The following is a 15,265-nucleotide window of genomic DNA, read 5'->3' on the forward strand; positions in this document are numbered from 1 at the left end:
AGGAGGCAGTATGCGAATCGCCATGGTGGCCGGTGAGGCCTCGGGGGATCTGCTGGCCTCACACCTGATCGCTGCCGTGCGTGAACGTGTGCCTGATGCCGAGTTCGTCGGTATCGGTGGTCCGCGCATGCAGGCGGCCGGTCTGCAGTCTTGGTGGTCGGCTGAAACTCTCGCGGTCATGGGTTTTGTCGACGTGCTCAAGCGTTTGCCTGAGCTTCTGCGCGTTCGGAGCGGTCTGTTGCGGCGCCTTAAGCAGGAGCCACCGGATCTCTTTATCGGAGTCGACGCGCCGGATTTCAACCTTCCGGTTGAACGCAAGCTGCGTCGAGCAGGTGTTCGTACCATGCATTATGTCAGTCCCTCGATTTGGGCTTGGCGTGGTGGCCGGGTGTACAAGATTGGACGGGCTGCGCAGCACGTGTTGTGCCTGTTTCCATTCGAGCCTGAAATCTATGCCAAGCAAGGCATCGCCGCGAGCTTTGTCGGGCATCCTCTGGCCGATGTATTTCCGCTTGAAGATCAGCGACTCAAGGCGCGCGAACTTCTGCAGATTGATGCTGAAGAGCAAGTCCTTGCGATCCTTCCCGGGAGCCGCAATGGTGAGGTTAGCCGCCTAGCTCCGATCTATGTGGAAACCATCAAGCGTTTGGCTGCTGAGCGTCCCGCACTTCGGTTTCTCGTGCCTCTGATTACGCGCAGTACCCGGGATATTTTCGAAAAGGCTCTACATGAGGCCGGTGCGGGTGAGTTGCCTATACGCCTGATGTTTGGGCATGCTCATGATGCGATGGCTGCCTCGGATGTAGTACTCGTGGCAAGTGGGACGGCAACACTGGAAGCTGCTTTGCTGAAACGCCCAATGGTCATCAGTTACAAAGTTGGTAAATGGACTTTCAAGATCGTGCGGGCCATGGGTTATCTTCCCTGGGTGGGTTTGCCCAATATCCTGGCGCGTGAGTTCCTAGTGCCAGAGTTGCTTCAGAACGATGCCACGCCCGAGAAACTTTCCGCTGCGCTTGGTAAGTGGCTGGATGACGCGGCTGCTCGTGCAACCTTGGCCGGAAAGTTCGAACAGATGCATCTGAGCCTGCGTCAGAACAACGCGGATAAAGCCGCTGCAGTAGTGCTCGCTGCCTTGGGGCGTTCATGAGCAATCTACTGATATGTGGCGTGGACGAGGCAGGGCGTGGCCCGCTGTGCGGGAGTGTGGTGGCTGCAGCAGTGATCCTCGATCCGCAGGCTCCGATCGAGGGGCTAGCGGACTCCAAGAAGCTCAGCCCAGGCCAGCGTGACAGGCTGGCGCTGGCAATCAAGGCGCGCGCCCTGAGTTGGGCGGTGGCTGAGGCCAGTGTTGAGGAGATTGACCGTCTTAATATTCTGCACGCCACCATGCTTGCCATGCGGCGTGCTATCGAGGGTTTGTCCCGAGCTCCTGGTTTGGCTTTGATCGATGGTAACCGGGTGCCTCCTGGCCTTGTGATGACAGTACGTGCGATCGTCAAGGGCGATGCACTGGAGCCTGCTATTTCTGCCGCGTCCATCTTGGCCAAGACCCATCGTGATGCACAGCTCGAAGAGTTGGATCGCGTCTATCCGCAGTATGGTTTCGCCGCACACAAGGGCTATCCAACTCCTGCACATCTCGCGGCGCTGAGCCGCCATGGGGTAACCCCGGTGCATCGGCGCAGCTTCGGTCCCGTCGCAAGCTTGCTGGCGCAAGGTAATCTCTTCGGCGACGGAGCATGAAGCACATCTCTTCACGTGACAACGCTCAATTCAAGCGCCTGAAGGGACTTGCCGAAGACGCTCGCAGCCGTCGCGCCGAGGCAGCGACCCTGATAGATGGTGAGCATCTGCTGGAGGCAGCTCTTGAGAGCGACTGGCCCTTGAGTCGTTTGTTGTTGCAGGAGGGTATGGAAAATTCGCCAGTTGTGCGCAGTGCGCTGGCAGCTTTGGGAGAGCGGGGATTGTCTCCGGAAGTGCTGGTGTTGGCTCCAGCGCTCTTCAAAGCATTGAGTCCGGTCGTGACTCCCACCGGTATTCTGGCTGAGATCCCGTTGCATGGGCCGCGACGGGAAACGGATAGCACTGATGATGTGCTGGTACTGGCCGGCGTGCAGGATGCCGGCAATCTCGGCACGCTGCTTCGCACAGCTGCCGCGGCCGGTTGTCGTCAGGCCTGGCTGGACCGGCAATGCGCCCAGGCTTGGTCACCTAAGGCCATGCGCGCGGGGATGGGGGCACAGTTCCGGCTTGTCATTGAAGAGGGCTGCGATCTTGTGCAGCGCTTAGCCAATTGCGGTCGGCAGGTGCTGGCTACGAGTCTGGCGGACGATAGCGTCTCGCTCTACGCACTTGATCTGAGCGTGCCTAGTGTTTGGGTGTTTGGCTCCGAAGGTCAAGGGGTGCCAACAGATTTGCTGGCGCTTGCAAGCAGGAGGGTGACGATCCCTATGCCTGGCATGATCGAATCTCTGAATGTGGGTGCAGCAGCAGCCGTCTGTTTGTTCGAGCAGGTTCGACAGCGTATTTGAGTTGGAGTGCGTTGGCGTTTTGTCTGGATCAAGGCAAACGCATTTGTGATGTGATGCAATGCAGCACCCTCGCAACAACAGGTCGATACGACCGCTCCGGAGCCCGAATCCATGATTGATCGTCCCCTTGTAGAAAAATCCGCCGCCAGCGGGCAACGAAAGATGAGCTTGCTCGAACGCGACCCCGCACGCTATCTGATGCGCGCGGTGCTCGCTGGCATGTATTTGTCCATCGTGGTCTTCGTGTACTGGGCGTTGTCACATAACTTGCATGGATCTCCATTCGGTAAAGTGATCGCTTCCGCTTTCTTCGGCGTGGGTCTTTCGATCATCGTATTTACGAATGCCGAATTGTTCACGAGCAACAACATGTACCTCGCGGTATCGTCCGCAGAGGGGCGTACCACCTGGTTCCAGAGTTCGGTGTTGTGGACGGTCTGTTACGCCGGTAACCTTGTGGGGGCACTGATCGTCGCTGGCTTGCTGTATGGCGCCGGAACCCTGGCAGAACTGCCTGCTGATCACGCTCTTTATGTCGGCGCTGCACACAAGGTGCATCAGGGCGCGCTAGCCATCTTCATCAAAGGCATTCTTGCCAACTGGGTGGTGTGCCTTGCCGTGCGTTTGGCACTGTCGATGAAGGAAGATATAGCCAAGATTTCGATCATGATTCTGGTGGTTTTCATCTTCCTTTATCTGAGCTTTGAGCACTCGATAGCCAACATGGGTACGTTCTCGATGTCGCTCCTCGGCAACGGCAGCATCGACCTTCGTGATGCGCTCTACAACCTAGTCTTCAGCACCGCAGGCAATATCGTTGGTGGCGCAGTCTTTGTTGGTCTTCCTTTCCGTTATCTGAATCCGGAAGAAGCACGTCCGGGTGCCTGATGACAGTGGCGGCGGCTCCTTTTACGGAGCCGTTTGCCCTTTCGTCCCTAAAGTTTCTCCATTCAAGGCCGAAATCTCCTCTATCGCCGCCGTTCCAATGAACAGCAGATGGAGGATTGAAGTGAGCCGAGGCAGTGTGTACGGAATCAGCCGCGTTGATAACGAAGTCAGCCGTACCCACGGCTGGCTCGTCACCGTTCAGCGGCGCGGCCAGATCTTCCGCAAGCATTTCAGCGATGGCGTGCACGGCGGCAAGCAGAAATCCTTTCTGGCAGCCAAGCAGTACCGTGATGAAGTCATCGCAAAACATCCACCCTTCTCGATGCGCGAGTACTCCAACATCGTCAAGAAGAACAATCGTTCTGGTGTTGTTGGTGTATGCCGCTACTGTGCCTCCGAAACCCGCGATCTGCCGGAAGAAAAGCAGCGCTGGTTCTGGGTGGCCTCCTGGCCGCTGCCGGATGGGCGCCGCAAACGGGTGAAGTTCTCCGTCAAGAAGTATGGTGAGGAAGGTGCTTTCAAGATGGCCCTCAAGGCCCGCAAGGACGCGCTCAAATCACTTGATGGCGAGTTTGATCCGGGTGCAGTACGGCGCAAGCCAGCACGGCGCCGCAAGGCAGAGGCCGAGCCGGCAAAGCCAGCGCTTTGAAGCGCACCGTGATCCACAGCCCGCAGCCGCAATGTCTGCGGGCTTTTACGTTCACCGGCTACACTTGCATCTTTGCTTGGGTACAGCGGCTTTGCGATGAATGATGAATGATGAACAGCTTCTGCGTTACTCCCGCCACATCTTGCTGCCCGAATTGGGTGTTGAGGGGCAAGAGGCCATCTCGGCAAGCAGGGTGCTGATCGTTGGCGCTGGTGGGTTGGGTTCGCCGGCGTCAATGTATCTTGCCGCTGCTGGAGTGGGAGAGATCGTTCTGTGCGATGGTGATACCGTTGATCTCTCGAATCTGCAACGTCAAATTCTGCATGTAGCCGATTCGATCGGCCAGAACAAGGCTGCCTCGGGCAAAGAGTGCCTGGCTCGTGTGAACCCCCTCACGCAGGTGCGCGCAGTGGAGTCCAGACTCGATGAACTGGCGCTGGCTTCGCTTGTGCAGGATGTTGATCTGGTGCTGGACTGTACCGACAACTTTGCGACCCGCCATGCGATCAACCGCGTTTGTGTCGCCGCCTGCAAGCCGCTGGTGTCCGGTGCCGCGGTGCGTTTTGATGGACAGGTTTCAGTGTTTGATCTGCGTGAGCCAGGCAAGCCTTGCTACCACTGCCTGTTTCCTGAAGGGGAGGATGTGGCCGAAATGCGCTGTGCAGTCACTGGCATCTTTGCTCCGCTGACGGGCATTGTCGGATCCATGCAGGCGGCCGAGGCACTCAAACTGCTGGCTGGCTGTGGTGAGCCTCTAGTGGGGCGGCTGCTGGTGCTAGACGGCCTGGCAATGCGTTGGCGCGAAATGCGTTATGCGCAGGACCCACATTGCACGGTGTGCGGGTCGCCGGCTTGAGGCTTTCGTTCAGGCTGACTGGATGGCGGATACGCCACTCAACTGGCTAATGCCGGCGAATAGCGAATCGAGTTGCTGGCTGATTTTGCTGGCAGCCGTAAGCGCCTCGCCGAACATAATCAATTCGCCAAGCACCATGCGATCGCTGTTGTCTTCCTTATCCTGATTTAGCAGGCTGGTCAGGATTAGAGCATCGGCCAGCTGTCCAAACCCCGAGCTGAGGTTCGTGGTTGCGCTAGCCGCTGCGGGGGCGATGTTTGGGACTTGAGCGTTTCCGCCAACAAACAGGGCGGAATCGAAGGCGGATACTGCGGGAATCATTTTTAGCGCTTTAGTAGTAGTTCTGTTGAGCGAACTCTACGTTTTTCGCTTGCTGTTTTGTAAGAAGTTTTCTTACGGCGTGATCTGTGCCACAGCGTCAGCACATGCGGAAACACAAGTTGTCAGTTGTGCTTGAATTGCCCCTGGATACGCAGATCTGGGCCGATAGGCTCAAGGCTGTTGATGGTGAGTCGAGGAGCCTCAGTCAGCGTAGCGAGCGCCGGCAAGTCGAACATGCCTCGCGAGCCGCTGCCGAGCAGGCTGGGTGCGAGGTAGAGCAGCAAGGCATCAGCTAGGCCGGCAGTGATCAGGGCTCCGTTAAGCTGTGCGCCGGCTTCGGTGATGACCTCATTGATCCCGCGCCGTCCCAGTTCGCGGAGCAGGGCGCTGAGGTCTACTTGATTGTCAGCGCCAGGGAGCTGCAGTACTTCGACCCCCTGGCTTGTGAAATCATCATGGCGTGTTACATCGGCGCAGCAGGTCACAATCAGGGCGCGGCCATCAGCCAGTACGGCTGCATCGGGCGGGCAGCGCAACTGGCTGTCGACGATGATTCGAAGTGGCTGGCGCACAAGTTCGATATCACGCACGGTGAGGCGAGGGGCGTCGGCCAATACCGTACCGATGCCGGTCAGGATGGCGCAAGAGCGTGCTCGCCAGTGTTGGCCATCAAGTCGTGCTTCGGGGCTGGTGATCCATTGACTCACGCCATTGGCGAGTGCGGTACGGCCATCCAGTGAGGCGGCTGACTTTATTCGGAGCCAGGGGCGGCCGCGCTCCATGCGGGCGACGAAACCTTCGTTGAGCTGACGGGCCTGGTTTTCGAATAGCCCGCAGCGGGTTTCGATCCCCGCCTCACGCAGGCCTTGCAGCCCGCGTCCGGCGACCAGCGGATTGGGGTCCTGCGTGGCGCACACAACATGGCGCACACCACTGTTGATCAGGGCTTGGGCGCAGGGGGGCGTGCGACCGAAGTGCGAGCACGGCTCTAGCGTGACATAGGCCGTTGCGCCATTGGCCAGCGCGCCGGCCTGACGCAGGGCATGAACTTCGGCGTGCGCTTCCCCAGCACGCTCATGCCAGCCTTCGCCGACGATCTTGCCTTCGCGCACGATGACGCAACCCACGCGCGGGTTGGGCATGGTGGTGTAGAGGCCGCGCGCGGCAAGTTCGAGGGCGCGGGCCATGAAACGCTCATCTTCAGGCTGGAACACGGTTAGCTGCGGCTACGTGGGCGGGGTTTCGCGGGGGTAGTGACTTCGCGGATGGCTTCGGAGAACTCCTCCGCATCCTCGAAGTTGCGGTAGACCGATGCAAAGCGGATGTAGGCGACCTTGTCTAGACGCTTCAATTCGCGCATCACCAGTTCTCCCAGTTTTTCGCTTGGAATTTCGCGCTCACCCAAGGAAAGCAGGCGGCCTTCGATGCGATCCAGCGCGGCTTCAACGCTTTCCGCTGTCACCGGGCGCTTGCGCAGCGAGAGCTTCATGCTGCCCAGCAGTTTTTCGCGCTCGTACTCCGCACGGCTGCCATTTTTTTTTACCACCTGAGGCATCTTGAGTTCGATGCGCTCATACGTGGTGAAGCGCTTGTCGCATTCGTTGCAGCGACGGCGGCGGCGGATCAGGTCGCCTTCCTCGTTTTCACGGGTGTCGGTGACCTGGGTCGATGGGGTGCCGCAAAACGGACATTTCATTGTGCGTGCTCGTGCTGTGAAGGGCCTGCCAAATGAAAACGCGACCGGTCTGTACGGGAGAAATCCGTTCCAGAATCCGGTCGCATCAGGTTTTGCACCGTATGTATTGAAGCGGCTTACGCGCCGTACACCGGGAACTTCTTGCACAGCACCGAGACTTCATTGCGTACGCGCTCGGCGACCGCTTCGTCGTTCGGCGCATCAAGCACGTCAGCCACCAGATGGGCAACGCGCTCAGCTTCGATCTCCGTGAAGCCGCGGGTCGTCATGGCTGGGCTACCGATACGGATGCCGCTGGTGACGAAGGGTTTTTCCGGATCATTCGGGATGCCGTTCTTGTTGACCGTGATGTGGGCACGGCCCAGCGCAGCCTCGGCTTCCTTACCGGTGATCTTCTTGCTGCGCAGATCAACCAGGAAAAGATGGCTTTCGGTGCGGCCGGAAACGATGCGCAGGCCACGTTCTTCACCCAGCACGCGGGCCATGACGCGAGCGTTCATGACTACTTGTTCCTGATACTTTTTGAACTCCGGCGTAGCAGCTTCCTTGAATGCGACGGCCTTGGCGGCGATCACATGCATCAGCGGGCCGCCTTGTAGGCCTGGGAAGATCGCGGAGTTGATGGCCTTTTCGTGCTCGGCCTTCATCAGGATCACGCCACCGCGCGGGCCGCGCAGAGTTTTGTGGGTGGTAGAAGTGACGACGTCGGCGTGCGGCACCGGGTTCGGGTAGTAACCCGCGGCGATCAGGCCAGCGTAGTGCGCCATGTCCACCCAGAAAATCGCACCGATTTCCTTGGCAATCTTGGCGAAACGCTCGAAATCGATACGCAAGGCGTAAGCGGAAGCACCGGCAACGATGATTTTTGGCTTGTGCTCGCGGGCCAGGGCTTCCATCTTGTCGTAGTCGATTTCTTCCTTGGCATCCAGACCATAGGCGACGACGTTGAACCACTTGCCGGACATGTTTAGCGGCATGCCGTGGGTCAGGTGGCCGCCTTCAGCGAGGCTCATTCCCATGATGGTGTCGCCAGGTTTGGCGAAGGCCATCAGCACGGCCTGGTTGGCCTGCGAGCCGGAGTTCGGCTGCACGTTCGCGCAGTCGGCGCCGAACAGCGCCTTGAGGCGGTCAATGGCGATCTGCTCGGCCACGTCCACGTACTCGCAGCCGCCGTAGTAACGCTTGCCGGGATAGCCCTCGGCGTACTTGTTGGTCAGTTGCGAGCCCTGCGCTTCCATGACCGCACAGCTCACGTAGTTTTCGGAGGCGATCAGCTCGATGTGATCTTCCTGACGCTGGTTTTCATCGGAAATGGATGCAAACAGCTCGGGATCGATTTTGGCAAGGGAGTCTTTTCTGGAGAACATGGTGTCAGGCCATAAAGCGGAGGGGGATAAAGGCGAATGATAACCCGGCATGGCTGCCCGGGCGAGAGGCAAGGGCTTGTTCAGGCAGAGATTTCGTCGCAGCTCGTCTGCAGGTGGCTGCGCTCGTCCCAGCTCAGCAGAGCCCAGTTGCCAGCTTCATAGCTGATCCAGTTCAGCGTGGCGTTGCTTAGTGGGAAATCCCGCGGCTCCTCCAGCGGCTTGCCGGTGACCAGCCGGTACATGATGTCCATACAGCCACCGTGGCTCACGACGAGCAGATCTTCTCCCGGGTGACGCAGGGCAAGTTCTAGCAAGACAGAGCTGATTCGCTCGGCAAAGGCTGCCAGGGATTCGCCGTTGTCAGGCGGAACGGTTGCGGGCTCTCGCATTCGGATTCGGGGGTAGAGGCCCGGATAGCGTACTTCTGCTTCCGTACGCGTGAGGCCTTGCAAGGCTCCGAAGTGACGCTCGCGAAAGCGCGGCTCGAGTCTGGCCTCAGTACCATGCAGCGCTGCTATGGTGGCTGCAGTGACGGCAGCGCGCTGCAGGTCGGAGCAATAAATGGCGGCGAAGCGTTGTGACGATAGGGCTTGTGCGGCAGCAATTGCTTGCGTCAGTCCTCGTGCGTTCAGTGAAATATCCTCATGGCCTTGCAGGCGCTGCTCGGCATTCCAGGCGGTTTCGCCGTGGCGGACCAGACAGATTCGGGTGGGTGGCATTTGTTACATTATTTGAAAAAGTCTGCGGATTCTACCTTCCGCCCCGCCTACGTCGTCTCCCTATTGCCTTCGATGGGTCACCAGCAAAGACTCCACGGCCATGACTGCCCTTGATCCGCAACTGAGCGTGGCGGTGGAAGCCTGTCTAGGCAAGGCCCTGCATCTGGCTCGAAGCGTACTTCGCCGGCTGGCCCTTGCCGGGCGTGTTCCTAGAGCTTGAGCGCTGCGGAGCGTCTGGCACTGCGACGCTTCTTTGATTCTGTCTGCTATCGGCATACCTGGGATGAGACGCCTTCCGTTCCGGCGGATGGAAAAGTCGGACGCATTGATCGCTGGGCGGACGCCGAGGACGCTGCCCTGGTGCTGCTCTGCACGATTGGGTATGCCCTGACAGGCGTGTTGCTCGCGGATTACACACAGCAGATCGAGGGCTATCGTGAAGTGATGCGAGCGATCTTTCCAGGGTGCAGAGTTAATGCACTACTGGTGCTCTCAGAGTCCGGAGCGATCAAGTTCGAGCAAGCTTGAGCTGTTGTGGAGGTCCCTATGTTGCTGAGTGATGTACTGGCCATCAAGGGCAAGACGCTCTACACGATCTCGCCGCAGAAAACTCTGGCCGATGCGCTGGCCTTGATGAGCGAGCAGGATGTCGGTTCGCTGGTGGTGATTGAGTGTGGCGCCTTGGTTGGCATCCTTACTTTCCGCGAGGCGCTGGCGGCGATCAACGCTGCTGGGGCACTCTGGCAGGGCGTTTTAGTCGCCGACGCGATGCTGCGTGATCCGGCTGTGGGGGATCCGCGCATGGATCTGTACGAATTGCGCACCCATTTGGTGGATTACCATCAGCGCTATCTGCCTGTAGTGGAGTCTGGCGTGCTGCAGGGGCTGGTGTCTTTTCACGATGTGGCGCGAGCAGTATTGGAGGAGCAAGGCTTCGAGAGCCTGATCCTGCGCAATTTCGTCCGCAACTGGCCTGATGAGGTTTTGCCGATCGGTAAGCCCAGCATGCACTGCTCTGATTGTTGACAGCCTCGTTCAACGTACTCTGGGGTATGCTTCGGGCCCGCGCAAAGGCCCCCAAAGCCTTGCTGCGCCGCAATATCAGCAAGGAAAGCCGATGGAGAAAATCTGGCTGAAGAGCTATCCGGCCGGGGTTCCCGCCGAGATCGATCTGACTGAATACAGCTCACTGGCGGATTTCTTCGCCCGTGGTGTGTCAAGGTGGGGCGATAAAGTCGCCTTCATCAACATGGGTGCCGAGCTGACTTATCGTCAGGTCGATGCGCTGTCTGCACGCTTCGCAGCCTACCTGCAGGGCGTATTGGGGTTGCCCAAGGGCGCACGCATCGCTTTGATGATGCCCAATCTGTTGCAATACCCTGTATGCATGTTCGGTGCGTTGCGTGCAGGCTATACGGTGGTCAATTGCAATCCGCTCTACACCCCGCGTGAACTGGAACATCAGCTCAAGGATTCCGGCGCTGAGGCCATCGTGGTTCTGGAGAATTTCGCCCATACGCTGCAGAGCGTGATTGCGAACACCGATGTCCGGCATGTGGTGGTCACCAGTCTTGGCGAGATGCTGGGCATGCTCAAGGGCTCGCTGGTTGACTTCGTTGTGCGCCGGGTGAAAAAAATGGTGCCGCACTGGCAGTTGCCTGGGGCTCGCCGCTTCAGCGAGAGCCTGCGTCTGGGCGCACGGCAGACTCTGCGCCCGGTAGAGGTGACACGTGAGGACATCGCCTTCCTACAGTACACCGGCGGTACGACTGGCGTTTCCAAAGGCGCGATGCTGACCCATGGCAATATTCTTGCCAATCTCCTGCAGGCCCATGTGTGGGTCGGATCCCGGCTTCGCTGGGGGGGCGAGCTGATCGTGACTGCTTTGCCGCTATACCACATCTTTTCGCTGACCGTGAATTGCTTCGTGTTCTTCATGATCGGTTCGCGCAATCTCCTGATTACCAATCCGCGTGACATGGGCGGCTTCATCAAGGAACTCGGGAAATATCCCTGGTCGGTGATTTCGGGGGTCAACACCCTGTTCAATGCGTTGATGAGCCATCCAAAGTTTCCGACCCTGGATTTCTCCAATCTGCGGATGTCGCTCTCCGGAGGCATGTCGCTGCAGAAGACTGTTGCCGAGCGCTGGCGCGCACTGACTGGAAGTACTCTGATTGAAGCCTACGGTCTGACTGAGGCCTCACCCGGCGTGTGCTGTTGCCCGATCGACCAGACTGAATACAACGGCTCGATCGGCCAGCCAGTACCCTCTACCGATATCTCTCTGCGTGACGAGAATGATTGCGAAGTCGCACTTGGCCAGCCCGGTGAGTTGTGCGTGAAGGGTCCGCAGGTTATGCGCGGTTACTGGAATGCGCCGGCCGATACGGCACAGGTCATGACCCGTGACGGTTATCTGCGTACTGGCGATGTAGCGCTGATTGACGAACAGGGCTTCTTGCGCATCGTTGATCGCAAGAAGGACACGATCCTCGTTTCCGGTTTCAACGTCTATCCGAACGAAGTGGAAGATATTGTCTCAACGCATCCAGGCGTGGCGGAGGTTGCTGCGATTGGCGTGCCCAGCGAATTTTCAGGCGAAGCGGTTAAGGTCTTCGTAGTGCGCAAGCAGCCCGGGCTTACGGAAAAGGAGCTGATTGCCCATTGCAAGCAATACCTGACTGGCTACAAGGTGCCGCATCTGGTCGAGTTTCGTGACGGATTACCCAAGACCAACGTCGGCAAGATCATGCGCAGATGCTTGCGGGATGAAGAAATTCTGAAGGCCAGAACTCTTGCTGCCAGGACGATATGAAGTATTGCCTGCCATGAAGCCTACTGTTTCCTGAGGGTTATTCCGGGCGCTTCGGACACTTGTGTGTTGTCGTCCCCTGTGCTTCAATTGGATGGCGTTTCTCACTTCGGTTTGGCAATTCTCGTGAACTCCGTTTTCTGCTCCGTCCTGCGCTCTGCCCCTGCCGCTTTTGTGGCAGTCGTAGTCGTACGCGTAGTAGTAGGCGTAGGCGGCAACGCGCCGTAACGGGGACGAGTCAGACTCAAGAGATTCAACCCCGCCGGCGCGAGCCGGGCGGGGTTTTTTTATGCCCATCCACGGCGTGTCGGCACTACAGACCAACCAGAACCAGGAGTACACCATGCAGTTGAACGGGGCACAGCTGATCGTCAGGCTGCTCGAGCAGCAAGGCATTACCCGGATTGCCGGCATTCCCGGCGGTGCCGCCTTGCCGCTCTACGATGCACTTTCACAGAGTACGAAAATCCATCACGTTTTGGCGCGTCATGAGCAAGGGGCCGGTTTTATGGCTCAGGGCATGGCGCGTGTGTCTGGCAAGGCGGCCGTTTGCATCGCCTCCAGCGGTCCGGGCGCCACCAATCTGGTCACCGCCATTGCTGATGCCAAGCTCGATTCGATCCCGCTTGTGTGCATCACCGGCCAGGTGCCGAGCAGCATGATCGGCACAGATGCCTTTCAGGAGGTAGATACCTATGGCATCTCGATCCCGATCACCAAACACAATTGGCTGGTACGCGATGTTTGGGATTTGCTTGAGGTGATTCCAGACGCTTTCCGCCTTGCGGAGTCGGGGCGCCCGGGACCGGTGTGGGTGGATGTGCCGAAGGATGTGCTCACTGCCGTGATCGAACTCGAAGCCTTGCCGGAGCCGGCTCGCCGTGATCCCCTGCCGCTCGTGGAGGCTGCCTTGGTGGAGCACGCGGCTGGCTTGATCAATGCGGCCCGCACGCCGGTGCTTTATCTGGGGGGCGGGGTGATTGCGGCCGAGGCCTGCACGGCTGCCGTGGCACTCGCCGAGCGTGCTGGCCTGCCGACCACCATGACCCTGATGGGGCTTGGCGCTATGCCAGTCGATCACGACCTCTCTTTGGGCATGCTGGGCATGCACGGTGCGCGCTATACCAACTATGCGCTCGAAGAGGCCGATCTGCTGATCGTGCTGGGGGCTCGTTTCGATGATCGGGCCATCGGAAACGCCGAAAAATTCTGCCCTAATGCCGGAATCATCCATATTGATATCGATCCGGCCGAGCTTGGCAAGATCAAGCGTCCGAACGTGGCGATTCATGGCGATGTGGCCAGGGTACTGGAGCAGTTGTCTACCAAGGTTCTGAGCAACCCGCGCCGCGAATGGGTGGCGCGCGTGAATGAACTCAAGCGCGCACATCCACTGGCCTTGCCGGGTGTAGAAGATCCTCGCAGCCATTACGGGCTGGTGCGAGCGGTGGCGGATCTGCTTGATGACGAAGCGGTGATTGCGACTGATGTGGGACAACATCAGATGTGGGTGGCGCAGGCCTATCCCTTCCGCCGTGCGCGTCAGTGGCTTACTTCGGGGGGGCTTGGCACCATGGGTTTCGGGATGCCGGCAGCTATCGGTGCGGCGCTGGAGCAGCCAGAGCGAACGGTGGTGTGTTTTTCAGGCGATGGCAGCCTGAAGATGAACATCCAGGAGATGGATACCGCAGTTGAAGAGTGGGCGAACATCAAAGTTGTGCTGATGAACAACCAGTCGCTCGGCCTCGTGCACCAGCAGCAAGATCTGTTCTACGGGAAACGCATCTTCTCTGCAGACTATCGTCGCCATACCAATTTTCAGAAAATTGCCGAGGGCTTTGGCATGCAGGTCTTCGATCTGGATCAGACCGAAGATCCGCGTGCTTTGCTCGCCCAAGCGTTGAAAACGCCGGGGCCTTGTCTGATTCATTGCTCGATCGACGTGAATCAGAAGGTATTCCCGATGGTGCCTCCGGGCGCAGCCAATACCGAAATGATTGGAGGCTGAGATGAATGCAGAAGTGATTGGGCAAGTGCACAAGGTGGTTCTGGAGCTGACGGTGAAGAACCATGCGGGCGTGATGTCTCACGTCTGTGGTCTGTTTGCCAGACGTGCCTTTAACGTGGAAGGCATTCTGTGCATGCCCGTGGGAGATGGGGCGGAGAGCCGCATTTGGCTGCTGGTGTATGACGATGCGCGTCTGCCGCAGATGATTGCTCAACTCGAGAAGCTTGAGGATGTGATCCGCGTCGAGCGCCATGCAGCGAATCGTCGCGTATTCGAGCGTCTGGAAGAGTTTTTCCTCTGATTGGCACTCGTGCTCAGATTGCGTGGGGGTAGTCCCCTGCGCAATCGCGTACCCACAGCTTCATGCTGCCTTCGCCTGGGGCCGCAAAAGTCCAGTAAATACTCTCGTGGTTCCAGGTGGGCGGCACGCTGTACGCTTCGCGACAAGCTACTTCCACATCGGTCGCTGGAGCTCCGACCATGTGACGCAAGCGTTGCTCCAGATCTGCTGAGCGGCGTTGCGAGTTTTCCAGCAGGTCGCTGTAGTACCACTCCCAAGGGCTGCCATCCTGCATTACCCGGGTCGGATTCTGCTCTCCAAACGGGCCATTCGGATCGAAATGGTTGGTCTGTACCAGCAGTCCATCTTTGGCAAGGCGCACGTTATAGCGGCCGTCGCGGGCTATTTCGATGACGGCGGCTGCGTCCGACTTGTCACTGCACAGGGTGATGAATACCGGGGCCGAGAGTTTGGTGCGGGTGATCAGTTCGACCGCAGCCTCAAGCGTATCGATACTCGGGTCTTCAACCAGTAGGCGCAGCAGGAAGAGCGGATCGATGCCGCGTCCGATCGGCGTGAGGCTCTTTGGGTTCGGAGCGAAGTTGATGCTGCCCGCGAGTCCCTTGCGACAAAAGGTCAGAACCCCGACCATGCCCTGTACGCCAGCGGTATGCGTGACACCTCCGGCCGTATTCACATACTCGTAAGCACGCACTGCCGGAGCCATGACATTCAGGTTTCCCCAGTCCAGGCTGCGCATCAGGCGCCAGCCTTCTGCTGTGCGGACGCAGGTGCTGGAGCAACCGGGCTTGACGAAATTCGAAGCGAGGTGGGCAAAGGTGTATTGACGCTGCATGATCGCCATTTCGGCACGGCTCATCACGCCGACTTCGTCTGCCAGAAAGTCACTGTCGGCGAGAAAGCTGCCTACCTTGCGATACACCGTGTGATACAGCCCCCAAGCAAGCCAGCGTTGTACCGGAAAGCCGAAGTAAGTGCCGCGTAGTGCTTCGCACATGGCGCGAAAGGCCTGCCAGTCGGCCTCGGATGCCCGTAGTGCCCGCCAGCGTTCAGCCGGGGTGGCAGCGTCGTGCGCAATACGCAGGGCAGGGCGAGTGTCTTCGAGCATCAT

Annotated in this window: 17 protein-coding genes; 11 read left to right on the top strand and 6 right to left on the bottom strand. The window is 58.9% G+C overall.

The genetic code is table 11. The features are described from left to right. Window positions 1-10: 10 nt before the first annotated feature. From lpxB to Q3Y64_RS02945, 6 genes are all read left to right on the top strand, one after another. Window positions 11-1,150: a lipid-A-disaccharide synthase gene (lpxB, locus tag Q3Y64_RS02920; RefSeq protein ID WP_303560058.1), complete on the top strand. Its 1,140-nt coding sequence runs from the start codon at window positions 11-13 to the stop codon at window positions 1,148-1,150. Further along, window positions 1,147-1,746 (top strand): ribonuclease HII, encoded by a 600-nt coding sequence (rnhB, locus tag Q3Y64_RS02925; RefSeq protein ID WP_101943480.1) that lies wholly within the window; start codon window positions 1,147-1,149, stop codon window positions 1,744-1,746. Before lpxB ends, rnhB begins: the two co-directional genes overlap by 4 nt. Next, window positions 1,743-2,534 (top strand): RNA methyltransferase, encoded by a 792-nt coding sequence (locus Q3Y64_RS02930; protein WP_101943482.1) that lies wholly within the window; start codon window positions 1,743-1,745, stop codon window positions 2,532-2,534. The genes rnhB and Q3Y64_RS02930 overlap by 4 nt, the downstream gene beginning before the upstream one ends. A gap of 111 nt (window positions 2,535-2,645) precedes the next feature. Further along, window positions 2,646-3,422: a formate/nitrite transporter family protein gene (locus tag Q3Y64_RS02935; protein ID WP_170021504.1), complete on the top strand. Its 777-nt coding sequence runs from the start codon at window positions 2,646-2,648 to the stop codon at window positions 3,420-3,422. 121 nt (window positions 3,423-3,543) lie between these two features. Further along, the gene (locus tag Q3Y64_RS02940; RefSeq protein ID WP_173894007.1) at window positions 3,544-4,071 is read left to right on the top strand and encodes an AP2/ERF family transcription factor; all 528 of its coding nucleotides are present in this window, start codon (window positions 3,544-3,546) and stop codon (window positions 4,069-4,071) included. Window positions 4,072-4,174: 103 nt separating this feature from the next. Continuing rightward, window positions 4,175-4,927, top strand: coding sequence for a molybdopterin-synthase adenylyltransferase MoeB (locus Q3Y64_RS02945; protein ID WP_303560372.1), 753 nt, complete (start codon window positions 4,175-4,177; stop codon window positions 4,925-4,927). 9 nt (window positions 4,928-4,936) lie between these two features. On the opposite strand, the gene Q3Y64_RS02950 is transcribed toward Q3Y64_RS02945, so the two are convergent. The 5 genes from Q3Y64_RS02950 to Q3Y64_RS02970 all read right to left on the bottom strand — a co-directional run bounded on the left by Q3Y64_RS02950 (window position 4,937) and on the right by Q3Y64_RS02970 (window position 9,030). Further along, window positions 4,937-5,248: a hypothetical protein gene (locus Q3Y64_RS02950; RefSeq protein WP_101943490.1), complete on the bottom strand. Its 312-nt coding sequence runs from the start codon at window positions 5,246-5,248 to the stop codon at window positions 4,937-4,939. Window positions 5,249-5,370: 122 nt separating this feature from the next. After that, window positions 5,371-6,462 carry a bifunctional diaminohydroxyphosphoribosylaminopyrimidine deaminase/5-amino-6-(5-phosphoribosylamino)uracil reductase RibD gene (ribD, locus tag Q3Y64_RS02955; RefSeq protein ID WP_303560059.1) on the bottom strand — a complete coding sequence of 364 codons (1,092 nt, stop codon included), beginning with the start codon at window positions 6,460-6,462 and terminating at the stop codon, window positions 5,371-5,373. A 2-nt stretch (window positions 6,463-6,464) separates the two neighbouring features. Continuing rightward, a complete protein-coding gene (nrdR, locus tag Q3Y64_RS02960; protein ID WP_101943492.1) occupies window positions 6,465-6,944 on the bottom strand; it encodes a transcriptional regulator NrdR in 480 nt (159 codons plus the stop codon). A gap of 116 nt (window positions 6,945-7,060) precedes the next feature. Further along, window positions 7,061-8,311: a serine hydroxymethyltransferase gene (gene glyA, locus Q3Y64_RS02965; RefSeq protein WP_101943493.1), complete on the bottom strand. Its 1,251-nt coding sequence runs from the start codon at window positions 8,309-8,311 to the stop codon at window positions 7,061-7,063. Window positions 8,312-8,391: 80 nt separating this feature from the next. Then, complete coding sequence (locus Q3Y64_RS02970) at window positions 8,392-9,030, bottom strand: histidine phosphatase family protein (protein WP_303560060.1); 639 nt, start codon at window positions 9,028-9,030, stop codon at window positions 8,392-8,394. A gap of 216 nt (window positions 9,031-9,246) precedes the next feature. Here Q3Y64_RS02970 and Q3Y64_RS02975 point away from each other — a divergent pair, with 216 nt between their 5' ends. The 5 genes from Q3Y64_RS02975 (at window position 9,247) to ilvN (ending at window position 14,154) form a co-directional block, all read left to right on the top strand. Further along, window positions 9,247-9,558: a hypothetical protein gene (locus Q3Y64_RS02975; protein ID WP_143707441.1), complete on the top strand. Its 312-nt coding sequence runs from the start codon at window positions 9,247-9,249 to the stop codon at window positions 9,556-9,558. Between the two features lie 18 nt (window positions 9,559-9,576). Further along, window positions 9,577-10,056: a CBS domain-containing protein gene (locus Q3Y64_RS02980; protein WP_303560061.1), complete on the top strand. Its 480-nt coding sequence runs from the start codon at window positions 9,577-9,579 to the stop codon at window positions 10,054-10,056. A gap of 91 nt (window positions 10,057-10,147) precedes the next feature. Further along, entirely contained in the window at window positions 10,148-11,848 is a 1,701-nt protein-coding gene (locus Q3Y64_RS02985; RefSeq protein ID WP_303560062.1) for an AMP-binding protein, read from the top strand. A 340-nt stretch (window positions 11,849-12,188) separates the two neighbouring features. Next, window positions 12,189-13,853: an acetolactate synthase large subunit gene (ilvB, locus tag Q3Y64_RS02990; protein WP_303560373.1), complete on the top strand. Its 1,665-nt coding sequence runs from the start codon at window positions 12,189-12,191 to the stop codon at window positions 13,851-13,853. Window position 13,854: 1 nt separating this feature from the next. After that, window positions 13,855-14,154, top strand: a complete 300-nt coding sequence (gene ilvN, locus Q3Y64_RS02995) for an acetolactate synthase small subunit (RefSeq protein WP_101943505.1) — start codon at window positions 13,855-13,857, stop codon at window positions 14,152-14,154. Between the two features lie 13 nt (window positions 14,155-14,167). On the opposite strand, the gene Q3Y64_RS03000 is transcribed toward ilvN, so the two are convergent. After that, entirely contained in the window at window positions 14,168-15,265 is a 1,098-nt protein-coding gene (locus Q3Y64_RS03000) for a carcinine hydrolase/isopenicillin-N N-acyltransferase family protein (protein WP_303560063.1), read from the bottom strand.

Origin of the sequence: Uliginosibacterium sp. 31-12 (assembly GCF_030548425.1) — a bacterium.
Classification (GTDB): domain Bacteria; phylum Pseudomonadota; class Gammaproteobacteria; order Burkholderiales; family Rhodocyclaceae; genus Uliginosibacterium; species Uliginosibacterium aquaticum.

What these genes read in the sequence shown, in the direction of transcription:
- lpxB (WP_303560058.1), top strand. Translation starts at nt 11, where the DNA reads ATGCGAATCGCCATGGTGGCCGGTGAGGCCTCGGGGGATCTGCTGGCC.
- rnhB (WP_101943480.1), top strand. Translation starts at nt 1,147, where the DNA reads ATGAGCAATCTACTGATATGTGGCGTGGACGAGGCAGGGCGTGGCCCG.
- Q3Y64_RS02930 (WP_101943482.1), top strand. Translation starts at nt 1,743, where the DNA reads ATGAAGCACATCTCTTCACGTGACAACGCTCAATTCAAGCGCCTGAAG.
- Q3Y64_RS02935 (WP_170021504.1), top strand. Translation starts at nt 2,646, where the DNA reads ATGATTGATCGTCCCCTTGTAGAAAAATCCGCCGCCAGCGGGCAACGA.
- Q3Y64_RS02945 (WP_303560372.1), top strand. Translation starts at nt 4,175, where the DNA reads ATGAATGATGAACAGCTTCTGCGTTACTCCCGCCACATCTTGCTGCCC.
- Q3Y64_RS02950 (WP_101943490.1), bottom strand. Translation starts at nt 5,248, where the DNA reads ATGATTCCCGCAGTATCCGCCTTCGATTCCGCCCTGTTTGTTGGCGGA.
- nrdR (WP_101943492.1), bottom strand. Translation starts at nt 6,944, where the DNA reads ATGAAATGTCCGTTTTGCGGCACCCCATCGACCCAGGTCACCGACACC.
- glyA (WP_101943493.1), bottom strand. Translation starts at nt 8,311, where the DNA reads ATGTTCTCCAGAAAAGACTCCCTTGCCAAAATCGATCCCGAGCTGTTT.
- Q3Y64_RS02970 (WP_303560060.1), bottom strand. Translation starts at nt 9,030, where the DNA reads ATGCCACCCACCCGAATCTGTCTGGTCCGCCACGGCGAAACCGCCTGG.
- Q3Y64_RS02980 (WP_303560061.1), top strand. Translation starts at nt 9,577, where the DNA reads ATGTTGCTGAGTGATGTACTGGCCATCAAGGGCAAGACGCTCTACACG.
- Q3Y64_RS02985 (WP_303560062.1), top strand. Translation starts at nt 10,148, where the DNA reads ATGGAGAAAATCTGGCTGAAGAGCTATCCGGCCGGGGTTCCCGCCGAG.
- ilvB (WP_303560373.1), top strand. Translation starts at nt 12,189, where the DNA reads ATGCAGTTGAACGGGGCACAGCTGATCGTCAGGCTGCTCGAGCAGCAA.
- ilvN (WP_101943505.1), top strand. Translation starts at nt 13,855, where the DNA reads ATGAATGCAGAAGTGATTGGGCAAGTGCACAAGGTGGTTCTGGAGCTG.
- Q3Y64_RS03000 (WP_303560063.1), bottom strand. Translation starts at nt 15,265, where the DNA reads ATGATGCTCGAAGACACTCGCCCTGCCCTGCGTATTGCGCACGACGCT.